Source organism: Bacillus sp. FJAT-28004, from assembly GCF_001280845.1.
GTDB lineage: Bacteria > Bacillota > Bacilli > Paenibacillales > Paenibacillaceae > Pristimantibacillus.
Window position 1 is genome coordinate 4,619,219 of the sequence record NZ_LGHP01000001.1, and the last position, 15,068, is coordinate 4,634,286.

The following is a 15,068-nucleotide window of genomic DNA, read 5'->3' on the forward strand; positions in this document are numbered from 1 at the left end:
TGGATGATTCTATTGCAGAAAGTACAACGTAGCCGAGGAGTTGCAGGAAAAGTGGACGCTACGTTGCACTAACTGCAATGTAGGGGGGAATCTAGAAATGGTTACTTGGCAGAGTTTGTTTTTGATGTGATTTAGCGTGAGGCAAAGAACGACGTACAAAGTATGCCATGGGAGAAGAGGAGATGGGAAGGAAAGAGGTATCTACTGCACTTTGTGCAATAGATACCTCACATGAAGTCCTGAGGAAGGAGCTACGTTGCAGTATTGCAATAGAATATGACTTTAACGAAGTAAATGGGGCTCAAATGGATGATTCTATTGCAGAAAGTACAACGTAGCTGAGGAGTTGCAGGAAAAGTGGACGCCACGTTGCACTAACTGCAATGTAGGGGGTGAATCTAGAAATGGTTACTTGGCAGAGTTTGTTGCGATGAGCAAAGGCTGGTGAGTAATTGTGAGGCTAGTTGAAGTGAGATGAGCGAGGTTGGTTAATAATTGTGAGGCTAGTTGAAGTGAGATGAGCAAAGGCTGGTGAGTAATTGTGAGGCTAGTTGAAGTGAGATGAGCGAGGTTGGTTAATAATTGTGAGGCTTGTTTCAATGAGATGAGAACGTCGAGTTACACTGGCAGATACTTGGAGGTTTCCAAAGTGAGGACTACTTGAGGTTGAGTACAAAAGTGAGGACAGCTAAGGATGCAACAGTTCAAAAACTAAGTGTGTTTAGGATGAGTTAAGAAAAGCTGATGCAATTAGAGATGGAGGAGCTAATCGTACAAAGTATGCCATGGGAGAAGAGGAGAGGGAAAGGAAAGAGGTATCTACTGCACTTTGTGCAATAGATACCTCACATGAAGTCCAGAAGAAGGAGCTACGTTGCAGTATTGCAATAGAATAGGACTCTAATGAAGTAAATGGGGCTCAAATGGATGGTTCTATTGCAGAAAGTACAACGTAGCCGAGGAGTTGCAGGAAAAGTGGATGCTACGTTGCACTAACTGCAATGTAGCTAAGTTTCCTTAGTATCCTTAAATAAGTTTTTCTAATGATCCTTCAACCAACTCATAGCTGCGAATATCTTTACCGTTAATCATAGGACTCAGCAGTTTTTTAGCAACTAGTGAATGCAGTCTGCTGCGGGCGGTGCGAAAATTAATTTGGAAATGGTCCTGAACGTCCTTGGGGCGTATTTTGCGTCCTAATGACCAAGCGAGTTGGAGAACCTCCCGTTCTTTATGATTGATGGTTTGGTTTAAATCGTTGCGTATTAAATGAGGGGCGAGAGCGAGCTGCAGCAGCATGCGACAAATTTCAGGACGGCGCTGTACATCGTCAAATGTGAAATGCAGCATTTTCCATCCCATACCTGTTAAAAAATTGTCGCGATTTACGGCATAGCTATGCTTCTCCCTATCCATATCTTTGATATGGCTTTGATAACCATCACATTCTAGCCCGAAGCGGCCAAAGTCTGTCAAATAAGCGAAATCTAAAAACTGAGATTTACGATTCCAATCATAGATTTCGTATTCGGGGTGCAGGTTGTCGAAGGTTCCGAAAAGGGGCCACCATACGTTTTGAAGCAGTAGTTTCTCGGCAAAACCATGTCCTCTTACCAGTCTGCCTCTGCGCTCGCCGGATCGCTGCTGTTCATGATACTCAAGAAATTCATTGTAGCGTTGCTCAAATTCACTCATGCGAACAAGCCTCCTTCTAAAAATAAAAAACGCCCTAAAGCCATTACTTGGCTTCAGGACGTTCTTCGTCTACAAAAAGTATATCATTTTATATCGTACACACCTAGCTCCCCTTCCATAATATCCAAGAGATTGTAACGTAAAGCGTTTCATTAGGTGGCTTGTTTATGTTATTTTTATAGGAATGATACCATTTCATATAGAAGAAGGAGTGAAACGTATGACGACGCAAACAAAAGACTGGATTTTGCACTCCGTCATTTTTAACTTGAAGCATGAACAAGGTTCTGCGGAGGAGCAGCAGTTTTTGGAGGATGGACAACGGATTCTTACTTCGATCCCGTCTGTAGTGAACTTTCAAGTGTATAAGCAAGTAAGCGGGAAAAATGACTACCGTCACGGCTTCGCGATGGAGTTCGCGAATCAGGCTGATTACGACGCTTATAACGAGCATCCACTGCATGTGCAGTTTGTAAATGAACGTTGGGTGACGGAAGTGGAAAAGTTTCTTGAAATCGATTACGCGAAGTAGAACAGTCATTGAAGATTTGGCTAAAACGACATATAATGAGCGGTATAGATAACACATTTTCGAACAAATACGAACATAATGGGAAGAGGGACTAGCGGATGAAAAAGCTTAGAATTCTCCAGCAGTTGACGGATGCCGGTGTTGTGGCGGTATTGCGTGCAGACTCGCCAGAGGAAGTTGTGGAAATGTCACGCCGTGCAATTAAAGGCGGAATCAAAGCGATTGAAATTACGATGACGGTGCCATTCGCGCTACGTGCCATCGAGCAATTATCGAAGGAATATTCAAGCTCCGTGTCTCCTGATGCTGACAACTTTGCTATTATTGGCGTGGGCACTGTACTTGATCCAGAAACGGCACGCGCTGCTATATTGGCGGGGGCGGAATATGTGGTTTCTCCAGCACTTAATCCGGATACGATCAAGCTTTGCAATCGCTACGCGGTTCCTATTTTGCCGGGCACAATGACCATCCACGAAATTCAAACCGCTCTGGAGCTAGGCGTTGATATCGTGAAGCTGTTCCCAGGAAACTTGTACTCACCAAGTGTGATTCCTTCAATAAAAGGGCCTTTGCCGCAGGCTAACGTAATGCCTACTGGCGGCGTATCGCTCGATAACTTAAAGGATTGGATCAAAGCGGGCGCGGTAGCGGTTGGTATCGGATCTGATCTAACGAAGGACGCTGTAAAAACGGGTGACTTCTCACTCATTGAGAAGAAAGCGGCTGCCTATATCGCAGCTTACCGCGAAGCAAAAGGGCTTTAACCAAATACCTGATGGAGGCTGCCTCTGTCAGGTTCTTTTTTTGGACATTCGTATTTAGGTGACTAGATTAGAGGGGGAAATCCATCCAATGCCGATGCTTAACCGCGAACAAATTCGAATTCGTGATCCATTCATCCTCGTTAATGAGCAAGAGAAATGTTATTACCTATACGGTACAACGGATGAGAATGTATGGTCAGATCCTGGAACGGGATTTGATACGTACAAAAGCACCGACCTTGAGAAATGGGACGGGCCTTATCCAGCATTCAGACCGGCACCGGGCTTTTGGTCTGATCATCATTTTTGGGCACCTGAAGTGTTTATTTACAATAACAGTTACTATATGTTTGCTTCCTTTAAGTCTGAGGATAAGCGGCGGGCAACGCAGGTTTTAATATCGGATAGCCCTCTAGGGCCTTTTGTTCCACTTACGGATAAGCCTGTTACCCCAGCTGCGTGGGAATGTCTTGACGGTACGCTGCATATCGACGAGGATGGAACGCCGTGGATGGTATTTTGCCAAGAGTGGGTGCAAGTGAATGATGGGAAAATGTGTGCTATCCCGTTAACGGCAGATTTAAAAGAAGCAGCTGGGGAGCCGATCATACTCTTCTCTGCATCGGAAGCGCCTTGGGCTATTCCTTTTGGAGATGATCATAACAACTATATAACAGACGGACCTTATCTTTATCTTAATCAAGCAGGCGAGCTGCTTATGCTTTGGTCAAGCGGTTCGAAAAATGGCTACGCTATCGGCATAGCACGTTCAGTCAGCGGAAAAATCGAAGGGCCTTGGACGCAGTATACTGAGACGCTTTTCCCACAGGACGGTGGACACGGCATGTTATTCCGTTCATTGGAAGGACAGCTTATGCTCGCCATGCACACGCCAAATCATGAGCCGGATGAAAGAGCCGTATTTATTGAAATCGAAGAGAAGAACGGTACGCTGCAGCGAAAAGCATAATGGAAGCAAGAGGTTTCGTTTGCGCTGCCACAGTTGGTCATGCTTTTTAAACCGTTTTCTCAATTACATGCACCGGATAGTAGCTTTGAATACAGCGGTGCAGGGCTTGGGCTTTCCATATGCAAAAAGCCTGCCGAGTTCGAAAATGCTCACACGTTATACACTTGTACAATTTCATCTAGTCGATTTACCCCTCATTGCTTGATTCTGAACAGGATTAGCGTTATAACAGAAACAGGGTCATAAAGAGACAAAACAATTGATTAAAGGAGTCGTTCTATTAATGGATTATCGGATTGAGAAGGACACAATGGGTGAAATTCAGGTTCCTGCGGATAAGCTATGGGGCGCACAAACGCAACGCAGCTTGCAAAACTTCAAAATTAGCGGTGAGCGCATGCCGATCGAAGTCGTGTACGCGATGGCTTATATTAAAAAAGCAGCAGCGCAAGCCAATGAGAAGCTTGGTGTTTTGGATGCGGCTAAATCAGCGATTATCGGCGAAGCGGTTGACGAAATCGTTGCAGGCAAATGGGATGAGCACTTTCCATTAGTCGTATGGCAAACAGGCAGCGGCACGCAAACGAATATGAACGTGAATGAGGTTATTGCTAACCGTGCGAACGGCTTGCTTGCTGAACGTGGAAGCGAATTACGCATCCACCCGAATGATGACGTAAACCGCTCACAAAGCTCGAACGATACATTCCCTGCAGCGATGCATATTGCTGGTGTAATCGCGCTCGAGGATCGCTTGCTTCCATCGCTTGATTTGCTGAATGGCACGCTTCGCGCGAAAGCAGAGAAGTTTAACGATATTGTAAAAATCGGACGTACTCATCTTCAAGATGCTACGCCAATTACGCTCGGTCAAGAAATTAGCGGCTGGTATTCGATGCTGGATAGAACGCGCGCGATGCTTGTTCAAAGCGTAGAAACGATGCGTGATCTGGCGCTTGGCGGCACAGCGGTTGGTACTGGCCTTAACGCTCACCCTGATTTTGCAGTTGCGGTTGCAGAAGAAGTTACGGCGCTTACGGGCAAAACATTTGTAACAGCGGAAAACAAATTCCACTCGCTTACAAGCCATGACCAAATCGTATACACACATGGTGCAGTTAAAGCGCTAGCAGCTGATTTGATGAAAATCGCAAACGATGTAAGATGGCTTGCAAGCGGCCCTCGCTGTGGTATTGGTGAAATTTCAATCCCAGAGAACGAGCCGGGCAGCTCGATCATGCCAGGTAAAGTCAATCCAACACAAAGTGAAGCTTTGACAATGGCAGTATGCCAAGTCATCGGAAATGATACGGCTATCTCGATGGCAGCCAGCCAAGGCAACTTCGAGCTAAATGTATTCAAACCAGTTATCATCTATAACTTCCTGCAATCGGTAGCTCTTCTTGCTGATGGCATGGTTTCATTCAATGATAACTGTGCGGTGGGTATCGAGCCGAACGAAGCGACAATCAAACGCAATCTAGATCAGTCTCTTATGCTTGTTACAGCGCTTAATCCGCATATTGGCTACGAGAATGCTGCTGCTATTGCCAAAAACGCTCACAAAAAAGGACTAACGTTGAAGGAGTCGGCTATCGCTAGCGGTTTGCTTACTTCAGAGCAATTCGATGAATTTGTTCGTCCAGAGAACATGATCGGAAAACGTTAATAAATAGCTAGATATGAAAGGATCAGCTCTTGTCTTATTGGACAAGGTGCTGATCTTTTTTTTGTGTACCGGGGTTCGTGTTAGAGCGGTTTGCAGCATTTGAGCAGCGCACTGTATTCCTTAATTGAAACGATGCTGAGGCTAAGGCGCGAGCAAAGTGAAGATACGGGCTTTTTATGGTATGATACGAGGGGCTGCAATCGCAGCAATACTATTCCAAAAAAGTAGGTTTGTCTCATGCATTTATTGTCTGTTGAACATATAACGAAGAGCTATGGCGAGAAGCTATTGTTCGAAAATGTAACATTCGGCGTTGAGGATGGCGATAAAGTCGGCATCATTGGTGTGAACGGCACGGGGAAATCGACCTTTCTTAAGGTGATTGCCGGCTTGGAACAGGCTGATTCAGGCATGGTGTCGATCGGCAACCGTGTAACGGTTAGAATGCTGGCGCAGGATCCGGTATTTGCTCCAAACGAAACGACGCTGGAGCATGTTCTTGGTGGAGATTCTCCTCAGCTAAGAGCAGTTCAAGCATATGCTGCGGCAATGGAAGCAATCGAGCTGAAGCCGAGCGATGTAGCGCTGCAGGATAAGCTGATCAAGGCTAACCAGCTTATGGATGAGCTGGATGCATGGCAGCTCGAGAGTGATGCGAAGATGGCGTTGTCGAAGCTTGGCATTAATGATTTTGATGCGAAGGTAGAGACATTGTCCGGCGGTCAGCGCAAGCGTGTCGCTATGGCTGCTGCATTGCTGCTGCCTTCCGATGTGCTCATTCTGGATGAGCCTACGAACCATATCGATAATGATTCCGTAGCTTGGCTCGAAGGCATGTTACAAAAACGTAGAGGCGCGCTGCTCATGATTACGCATGATCGCTATTTCCTTGATCGTGTCAGCAACCGCGTCATCGAGCTTGATAAGGGCCAAGCCCATTTCTATCAAGCGAACTACAGTCGTTTCCTTGAGCTGAAGCTTGACCGCGAGGAGCGGGAAGCATCGACGGAGTCCAAACGTCAGAACCTGCTGCGCAATGAACTTGCGTGGATCAGACGAGGGGCAAAGGCAAGATCGACGAAGCAGAAGGCGCGTATCGATCGCTTCGAAGCGCTTAAGGCAGATGCGCCAAAGCAAGCAGGCGGGAAGATGGACGTATCGGTAGCTTCAACTAGGCTGGGACGGAAGATCATTGAAATGGAAGATGTAAAGAAAAGCTTTGGCGATCGGACTCTCATTCGTGATTTCAGTTATATTGCCGTTCCAGAGGATCGGGTAGGCATCGTCGGACGCAACGGAAGCGGGAAGTCGACGCTAATGAAGCTGATTACGGGGCAATTAACACCAGATGAAGGAACAGTTGATCTAGGTGCAACGGTTAAGCTTGGCTGGTTCTCTCAAGAGCATGAGGAAATGGATCAATCCTTGCGGGTGATTGAATACATTCGTGAGGGCGCTGAGCAGGTGAAGACGGCTGATGGCTCAACCATATCGGCGGGTCAAATGCTAGAGCGTTTCCTATTCTCGCCTACGATGCAGTGGACGCCGATTTCGAAGCTGTCCGGCGGCGAGAAGCGGCGCTTGCAGCTATTGCGCGTGTTAATGAATGCGCCAAATGTACTGCTGCTGGATGAGCCGACGAATGATTTGGATATTTCCACTCTTACGGTGCTGGAGGATTATCTAGATGATTTCCCAGGCGTTGTGTTCGTCGTCTCTCATGATCGGTACTTCCTGGATCGGACGGTAGACAAAATTATTGCCTTCGAGGGTAACGGTGTTATTAACCATCACACGGGCAATTATTCAGATTACCAAGCGTTTGTTGAGAAGTTTGGCACTGGAGCGCCGACATCTAACGGTGCAGCTGCATCTAAACCATCGGCGGGCGCAGAAGCTAAAAGTACAGAAGCAGCAGCGAAGCCAGCGGTCAAAGGACGTACACTCAAAATGTCCTATAAGGATCAAAAGGATTTTGAGCAAATCGATGGCTGGATTGAGGCTGCCGAAAACGATATTAGCGAAATTGCCACGCGTATGGAAGAGGCAAGCAGCGATTCTTCAAGGCTGCTTGAGCTGGCAGCAGAGCAGCAGCAGCTGGAAGAAAAGCTGGAGAAGCTGATGGACCGCTGGGCAGAGCTGAACGAATTGGCTGAGCAAATCGCTGCCCAGAAGTAAACGAAACCTATTCATTATAGATGAATATAGAAAGGCGGCAATGTTCATGAGCAGCAATGAGATTCGCAATATTTATTGTATCGGCCGAAATTATAGGCTTCACGCCTTGGAGCTTGGAAATGAGGTTCCGGATAAGCCGCTTGTGTTTACGAAGCCGACTCATGCTATTGTTCCGATGTCCGGCAACGCTGTAGCGCTTCCGGGAAATGTGGGCGAGGTGCACTTTGAACTGGAAATCGTGCTGCGAATCGGCCGTGCTTATGAAACAGGCATCGATCCGGAGCAATGTATTGATGCCATGGCGCTTGGCCTTGATCTGACGCTTCGTGATGTCCAGTCGAAGTTGAAGGCAAAGGGACAGCCTTGGCTTGCTGCCAAAGGCTTCAAAAACTCGGCTCCGCTTGGCGAATGGCTGCCTTATCCGGGCGCAGCTGCGCTTGCTGAGAATGAGTTTGTACTCATCCGAAATGGAGAAGAGGCTCAGCGTGGCAAAGCTAGTGATATGTTATTCGCTGTATCGGAGTTAATTCAATTCGTAGGAGAAAATTACGGGCTTGGAGCCGGCGATCTTATCTTTACAGGAACTCCAGCAGGAGTAGCCGCTTTGCATGACGGCGACCAGCTGCAAGCATTATGGGCAGGCAATGCTGCAGGCAGCTGCAGCATAAAGCTTGTTTAAGTTAACAAAGGCATAATGTCACTCAAGCTTTATTATTTAGCTAGCATAAATAGATTTGTATGAAAAGACAGTTCTTCCCTACTTGGAAGAACTGTTTTTTTTATGTAACCCAAATGAGCAATGATTAAAGTTAGTTCTATACGATAGAATTTTATCCACTTATTCAACAAGGAAAGGAGCGTCGGCAGCGAATAAACTGCCGAAGCTCCTTTTTTTGCATAGAACGAACTAAAATTATTTGCCATTAAAAGCGGTGAGCATCCATACATGTTTCTCAAGTGTCGTATGAATAGCTAGGAGCATGTCCGCTGTTGTTTCGTCGCCAGCCTTTTGCGCTGCTTCCATGCCTTCTTTAAGTTCACCGATAATGGTTGTGAAATCCTTAATTAGCTGCTCAACCATCTGCGTCGCATCTTCTTTATTCGATGCTTCCTCGATGCTCGAGGTTTTCAAATAATCTTTCATCGTTGCAATAGGCGTACCCTTCACGGCAAGCAAGCGTTCTGCGATTTCATCTACATGAAGCGCAGCCTCTTCATAAAGTTCTTGGAACTTTGCATGCAAAGTGAAAAACTGGGAGCCCTTCACATACCAATGATAATTGTGAAGCTTGATGTAAAGTACGCTCCAGTTGGCGATTTGGCGGTTCAAGTGTTGTTGTACAGTTGTAGGTGTTGTCATAATGATCATCCTTTCTGATGGTAGTTTGCGCTATTTGTAGTCTGTGAATACAAAAATGGAAATGTGATTTCGAACACTGAGTTAAATTAGACTAACTCCTTGTTTATAATTATTACAAACTAGTTGATGTCTGTCAATATGTATACACCAATTTGTAAGAAATGAAACATGTAGATTGCAAATGGGGCTAATTTTATCTTTAGTGGAGTGGAAGATTCAGCTGATTCGAGAAAATATAGCGCTTACAAAATAAAGATTGACATAAATATACAGGATAAAATATAGTATGAATTATAAGATGAAACGTTTAATCAATAGGATGGTAACTTTAATTATTTCCTTATATAAACTCTTTATTAATAAGTAAATCAGTAAGATGAAACGTTTAATTATTGTAAAGGTGGTTCGTCATGAGTCAGGAACGAATAACGATTAAAGATGTTGCAAAACGCGCAAAAGTATCGATTGCTACAGTATCCAACGTACTGAACGGAACGGGCAGAGTAGCGCCGAATACGATTCAGTTGGTTCGTGCAGCTATCGAGGAGATGAACTTCACTCCAAGCATGTCTGCTCGCAATTTGAAGGATAAGAAATCATCATTAATAGCTGTAATTGTTCCTTTCTTGGAGAAAGGCAGGCTGCATGATAATCCGTTTTATTGGCAGCTTGTTACGGGAATCGAAGAAGGAGCTCGAAATGAAAAGCTTCATGTCCTTCTTGTTGGCGTCGAGCCTGATGAAAACTTTTCCTTCGTTCGTGAACGTCATTTGGATGGTTTGATTGTTATCGGAGTATTTGAAGACTCTCCTATTTATGAGCGAATTCAACAGCTGAATGTACCTTGTGTGTTTATGGATAGCTATTTGAAAAACGATGATCTGTATCAGGTTGGATTGGATGATGAGCTAGGTGGCTATATCGGCACGAAACATCTACTATCACTTGGTCATCAGAATATCGCATTATTGACCGGAGCATTGCTCAAGGAAGGCGTTAATCATAGACGTTGGCTTGGCTACAAGAAAGCGCTAAAGGAAGCAGGCATGAATTACCATAGTGACCGTGTTTTCGAGGTGCCGACATCCTCCATAGGCGGTTATCGTACGGCTTCGCAAATCGTTTCGCGAGGGCAGGATATTACGGCTGTATTTGCTTTGTCGGATGTGCTTGCCATTGGTCTGATTAAGGGTTTGCATGATCTCGGCATCGTTGTGCCGCGTGATGTCTCGGTTATGGGCTTTGACGATAATCAAAACAGCCGTTATATGGTACCGGGTCTAACGACCGTTCATCAGGATATTGTGCTCAAAGGGCAGATGGCTGTGAAATTATTAATTGCACAAATGGAAAACGAGCCCGAAGTAGACCGGAAGGTCGTGATCGGAGTCGAGCTTACCATCAGGCAAAGTACAGCAGAAAAGAAATGAACAGAATCTTAAGGATCAGCAGCAGTTTATGAAGGGGGTGATGACAAACTTCTAGGGGCCTAGGTTAAATGATGCGTCTTATCGGATAGTATCTTTATTGCGCTAGGTGATAAATCTGCATTTCAAAATAGTGGGGAGTGTTGAATGGATGAAGATTATAGGGAAAAGTTTTGCTTTGCTCGTATTAGCAGCAGCGCTCGTATTGCCGGCAATTAGTGTTAATCCAAAAGAGGTGGAGGCATTAACGGCATCGTCTGCGCTAAGTCCGGTTACGCCAAAGGATACGGTGTATCAAATTATTACGGATCGATTTTATGATGGCAACACGAGCAATAATATTCCTTCTGGCTCCTCCGCTGCTTTATTTGATGATGCGAATGGCGATGGAAAAGGGGATGGCAATGATTTAAAGCTTTATCAAGGTGGAGATTGGCAAGGGATCATAGACAAAATTCCTTATTTGAAAAATATGGGTATAACAGCAGTTTGGATATCCGCTCCCTACGGGAATAGGGACACCGTAATCGAGGATTACCAGCCTGGCGGCAGCATGGATAAATGGACGAGTTTTCATGGCTACCACGTCCGCAATTATTTTGCTACCAATAAGCATTTTGGGCTGATGAAGGACTTTGAGAATCTTCGTGACGCGCTCCATAATCAAGGAATGAAGCTGGTCATTGATTTTGTAACGAATCATACGAGCCGCTGGAAAAACCCGACAAACGGCAATTCACCGGAAGACGGCAAGCTTTACGAGCCGGATAAAGATGCAAGCGGCAATTATACATTTGATGCTGCAGGAAACCCTTACGATTATAACAACGATGGCAAAGTAGAAAATCTAATTGCCGATCCTAACAATGATGTGAACGGCTGGTTTCACGGATTGGGCGATCGCGCTGGCGACAATTCACGTTACGGCTTCCGTCATAAGGAACTGGGCTCGCTTGCTGATTTCTCGCAAGAGAATGCCAATGTGGTAGCACATTTGGAGAAAGCTGCGACGTTCTGGAAATCAAAAGGTGTCGATGGCTTCCGGCATGATGCTACGCTGCATATGAATCCTGCATTTGCGAAAGGTCTTAAAGATGTGATAGACTCAGCCGCAGGCGGACCGCTCACTCATTTTGGTGAATTTTTTATAAGCAGGCCTGATCCAAAATATGATGAATTCCGCACCTTCCCTGACCGTACAGGGGTGAATAACCTTGATTTTGAATTTTACCGTTCTGCAACGAATGCTTTCGGCAACTTCTCTGAGACGATGTCTACCTTCGGTACTATGCTAACACAAACGAGTAACGATTATTCCTATGAGAATCAAGCGGTAACATTCCTTGACAACCATGATGTTACACGGTTCCGCTACATTCAGTCGAATAATAAGCCTTATCATGCTGCGCTGGCAACGCTTCTGACATCACGAGGAACACCGAATATTTATTACGGCACGGAGCAGTACTTGTCCTCCGCGGACAGCAGCGATATTGCTGGCCGTTCATTTATGCAGAAGGCAGCTGCTTTCGATGAGACGACAACTGCTTTTAAAGTGATCAAGAATCTTTCGGCATTGCGTCAGTCCAATGAAGCAATCGCGTATGGTACTACTTCTATTCTGTACAGCACAGACAATGTTCTCGTTTATCAACGTCAGTTCTACGACAAGCAAGTCATTGTGGCTGTAAATAGACAGCCAGATATTTCGTATACGGTCCCTGCAATGAATACAACTTTGCCGACAGGAACATACACGGATGCATTGTCCGGCTTGCTTACGGGCGCGTCGAATACGGTTACGAGCGTATCTGGTCAAAATAAAATTTCCAGCTTCACGCTCTCAGGCGGCGAAGTTAATATTTTGGCATACAATCCATCGCTGGGCACAACCGTTCCGAGAATTGGAGATGTCGTTTCTACCTCAGGCCGTCCTGGAAATACGGTTTATATTTACGGAACAGGCTTAGGTGGATCGGCTACCGTGAAATTTGGTACGGTGGCAGCGACGATTGTTTCTAACAATGACAATTTTATCGAAGCAGTAGTTCCAGCTGTAGCAGCCGGCCCACGTAGCATTACGGTGACAAAAGGGACGAATGTCAGCAATAGCTTTACTTATGAAGTACTGTCAGGTGATCAGGTTCAGGTCATCTTTAAGGTCAATGCCACAACGGCAGTTGGCCAGAATATTCATATCGTCGGCAGCATTCCTGAGCTCGGCAGCTGGGATGCGGCTAAATCGACTGAAGCGATGATGAATCCGAACTATCCAGTATGGTTCCTGCCAGTAAGCGTGCCAAAAGGGATGACTTTCGAATTCAAGTTCATTAAGAAGGACAGCCTCGGCAATGTAATCTGGGAGAGTGGAACGAATCGCTCATTTACCTCTCCATCAAGTTCGACGGGCACGTCTGACACAGCCGTTTACAATTGGTCATGATGTAAAAACGCCATTTGATTTTTGCATCAATAAAGCATCAAAAAACCCGACGGTTCATGCAACCGTCGGGTTTTGATATTTATTACTTTTCTTCAGCTTCCGCAAGCATGAAGATCGTCAAGATAAACATTGCATGCGACCAAGTAAGCGGGACAACCCATGCCGTTTCGCCTGTATTTTTGTCTACTTGCTCAGGCAAGAGGCCAGTCTCCGTACGATGATCCATCGCCCATTTCAGCAATTGCTTTGCTTCGTTAATGCTTCCGGTTTGAATGCGATAGTGAGCAAGCCATAAGGTAGTGAGAATCCATGGATTGCCACCAATATAGATATCGTCCTCATAGCGCTTAATGCCGCCAACGCCTGGTACAGTCAAAGCAGCTTCTACTGCATCAGCCGTGCGACGCATAGTGTCGTCGTCCGCAGGAACAGCTCCAAACGGTACAGCGATGCCGAGCAAGCTGATATCGATTACAGCATCATGGTCAAGTACATGCTTCTTGTAGCCTTTATTGCTTTCAGTCACATGACCAGTCGAGCCTGCTGCCAAAGCTTGCTCGTATTTGCCTGCGTTTACGGTTAGGTCTACTCCACGGTAGAATCTACCGCCTTCTTCATTCCAGCATAGCTCTTTGATAGCTGATGAAATCCGCTCCGCAGCAGCCGTCCATTCGGCTGCTAGTTCAAGTCTACCTGCAAGCTCTGCAAAGCTCGCAGCAGCCGTCAAACCGCCGTATACAGCAGCAGAAGAGTAGGTATGTGATGCTTCACGTTCTTCCCATAGGTCGATGCTCGGTTTCGGCAAACCGCTATCTGCATCGAGGAAGCTGATCAAGAAGTAAGCTCCTTTTTCTACGGCAGGCCATACCTGCTTGGCAAAATCATTATCCTTTTTCTCCAAATAATGCTGCCACATTCCCCAAAGAATCGACGAGCCTTCATCAATTTGCAGACCCCATGACGGTGCTAAGCTGCCATCATGATAGTGGCGCTGCTGCCATGAGCCATCGGGTGATTGCGCAGAAAGCGTCCATGCGTAGAAGCTGTCGGAAAGTGAACTAAGACCTGCTTTATCAAGCGCAGTTGTAATGAATGCGGCATCTCGGCCCCAACAGAATGAATAACCCCCGCAGCGCGTGAAATTCTCATCGAATTCGGGAGCGGCAATAATGCTTCCCGTTTGCTCATCGGACATGAGCTTAAACATAAGCAAGGAGCGGTCATATAGATCTGAGATTTCGTTGTCATCGATAGGGCAAGGGGTAGCGGCAGCTAAAAAATCATGCCAGTAGGTCGTTGTTTCTTGGACCCATTCTGCGCTTGATTTGCTTTTTGCAGTCCGCATTTGTTGCAGTACGCTTTCTTCGTCATGGCCGGCTGTTAAATAGACAGGAATGGTCACGGATGCGCCAGCTGCTAGCTCATCAATGCGCCAGTTCAAAGCACCATCTGGTCTCATATCAATGTTATTGCCATTTAGCTGACCTTGCTGAACGGTATCCCAATGAATTCCCGATTGGTAACCAGTGCATACGTTTGCACTCGAGAGCGCAAAATAGTACTTATGGCGAAAGTGAACCAAGGAGTCTTCAGCGGCATTAAACATTGTTGTGTTGTATAGGTTATTCTCGCTTACTAGGAACGAGGAATGAACGATAAACGAGAAGGAGGCAGCTTGATCGCTTACGTTCGTGAAAGTATATTCACGAACGATAATATCTTGATTAGGAACAGCAAAATGCAAGCTGTCTACTTGAACGGGCTGCTGCTCGGACCTTGCGTTGACTCGCAAAATATTCGTTTTTGCAACATAAGCTGTCTCATGAGTGAAGCCGTTCGTTTCTTCATCAAACCAGGAAACAGGAGATTGCTCCCACTGAATTCCTGTACGGATAGCGTCTACATGCTGGGGCAAATCAATGTTCGGCCACCACAGACGATACATTTTGCCTGTGCGGCCAAGCGATGCGAGAAACTTGGAATTGCCGATGATGGCATCCACTAAAAATGGTTTTTTATTTGACACG

General features: G+C 45.9%; 11 protein-coding genes. 8 read left to right on the forward strand and 3 right to left on the reverse strand.

The window, feature by feature from the left end; genetic code table 11:
* Positions 1 to 1,026: 1,026 nt before the first annotated feature.
* Positions 1,027 to 1,695 (reverse strand): hypothetical protein, encoded by a 669-nt coding sequence (locus AC787_RS20130; RefSeq protein WP_054026421.1) that lies wholly within the window; start codon positions 1,693 to 1,695, stop codon positions 1,027 to 1,029.
* A 220-nt stretch (positions 1,696 to 1,915) separates the two neighbouring features.
* Between AC787_RS20130 and AC787_RS20135 the strand changes: the two genes are divergently transcribed.
* From AC787_RS20135 to AC787_RS20160, 6 genes are all read left to right on the forward strand, one after another.
* On the forward strand, positions 1,916 to 2,227 hold the full coding sequence (locus AC787_RS20135) for a Dabb family protein (protein WP_054026422.1): 312 nt from the start codon (positions 1,916 to 1,918) through the stop codon (positions 2,225 to 2,227).
* 98 nt (positions 2,228 to 2,325) lie between these two features.
* Positions 2,326 to 2,994 carry a bifunctional 2-keto-4-hydroxyglutarate aldolase/2-keto-3-deoxy-6-phosphogluconate aldolase gene (locus AC787_RS20140; protein WP_054026423.1) on the forward strand — a complete coding sequence of 223 codons (669 nt, stop codon included), beginning with the start codon at positions 2,326 to 2,328 and terminating at the stop codon, positions 2,992 to 2,994.
* Positions 2,995 to 3,082: 88 nt separating this feature from the next.
* Positions 3,083 to 3,964 (forward strand): glycoside hydrolase family 43 protein, encoded by an 882-nt coding sequence (locus AC787_RS20145; RefSeq protein ID WP_321166135.1) that lies wholly within the window; start codon positions 3,083 to 3,085, stop codon positions 3,962 to 3,964.
* Positions 3,965 to 4,247: 283 nt separating this feature from the next.
* Complete coding sequence (gene fumC, locus AC787_RS20150; protein ID WP_054026424.1) at positions 4,248 to 5,633, forward strand: class II fumarate hydratase; 1,386 nt, start codon at positions 4,248 to 4,250, stop codon at positions 5,631 to 5,633.
* Positions 5,634 to 5,870: 237 nt separating this feature from the next.
* Entirely contained in the window at positions 5,871 to 7,811 is a 1,941-nt protein-coding gene (locus AC787_RS20155) for an ABC-F family ATP-binding cassette domain-containing protein (RefSeq protein ID WP_054026425.1), read from the forward strand.
* Between the two features lie 46 nt (positions 7,812 to 7,857).
* Positions 7,858 to 8,490, forward strand: coding sequence for a fumarylacetoacetate hydrolase family protein (locus AC787_RS20160; protein WP_054026426.1), 633 nt, complete (start codon positions 7,858 to 7,860; stop codon positions 8,488 to 8,490).
* A gap of 234 nt (positions 8,491 to 8,724) precedes the next feature.
* On the opposite strand, the gene AC787_RS20165 is transcribed toward AC787_RS20160, so the two are convergent.
* The gene (locus tag AC787_RS20165; protein WP_054026427.1) at positions 8,725 to 9,171 is read right to left on the reverse strand and encodes a Dps family protein; all 447 of its coding nucleotides are present in this window, start codon (positions 9,169 to 9,171) and stop codon (positions 8,725 to 8,727) included.
* Positions 9,172 to 9,581: 410 nt separating this feature from the next.
* Between AC787_RS20165 and AC787_RS20170 the strand changes: the two genes are divergently transcribed.
* On the forward strand, positions 9,582 to 10,601 hold the full coding sequence (locus AC787_RS20170; RefSeq protein ID WP_054026428.1) for a LacI family DNA-binding transcriptional regulator: 1,020 nt from the start codon (positions 9,582 to 9,584) through the stop codon (positions 10,599 to 10,601).
* A 148-nt stretch (positions 10,602 to 10,749) separates the two neighbouring features.
* Positions 10,750 to 13,041 carry an alpha-amylase family glycosyl hydrolase gene (locus tag AC787_RS20175; protein WP_054026429.1) on the forward strand — a complete coding sequence of 764 codons (2,292 nt, stop codon included), beginning with the start codon at positions 10,750 to 10,752 and terminating at the stop codon, positions 13,039 to 13,041.
* Positions 13,042 to 13,123: 82 nt separating this feature from the next.
* Here AC787_RS20175 and AC787_RS20180 read toward each other — a convergent pair whose 3' ends face one another.
* On the reverse strand, positions 13,124 to 15,067 hold the full coding sequence (locus AC787_RS20180; protein WP_054026430.1) for a glycoside hydrolase family 15 protein: 1,944 nt from the start codon (positions 15,065 to 15,067) through the stop codon (positions 13,124 to 13,126).
* Position 15,068: the final 1 nt, after the last annotated feature.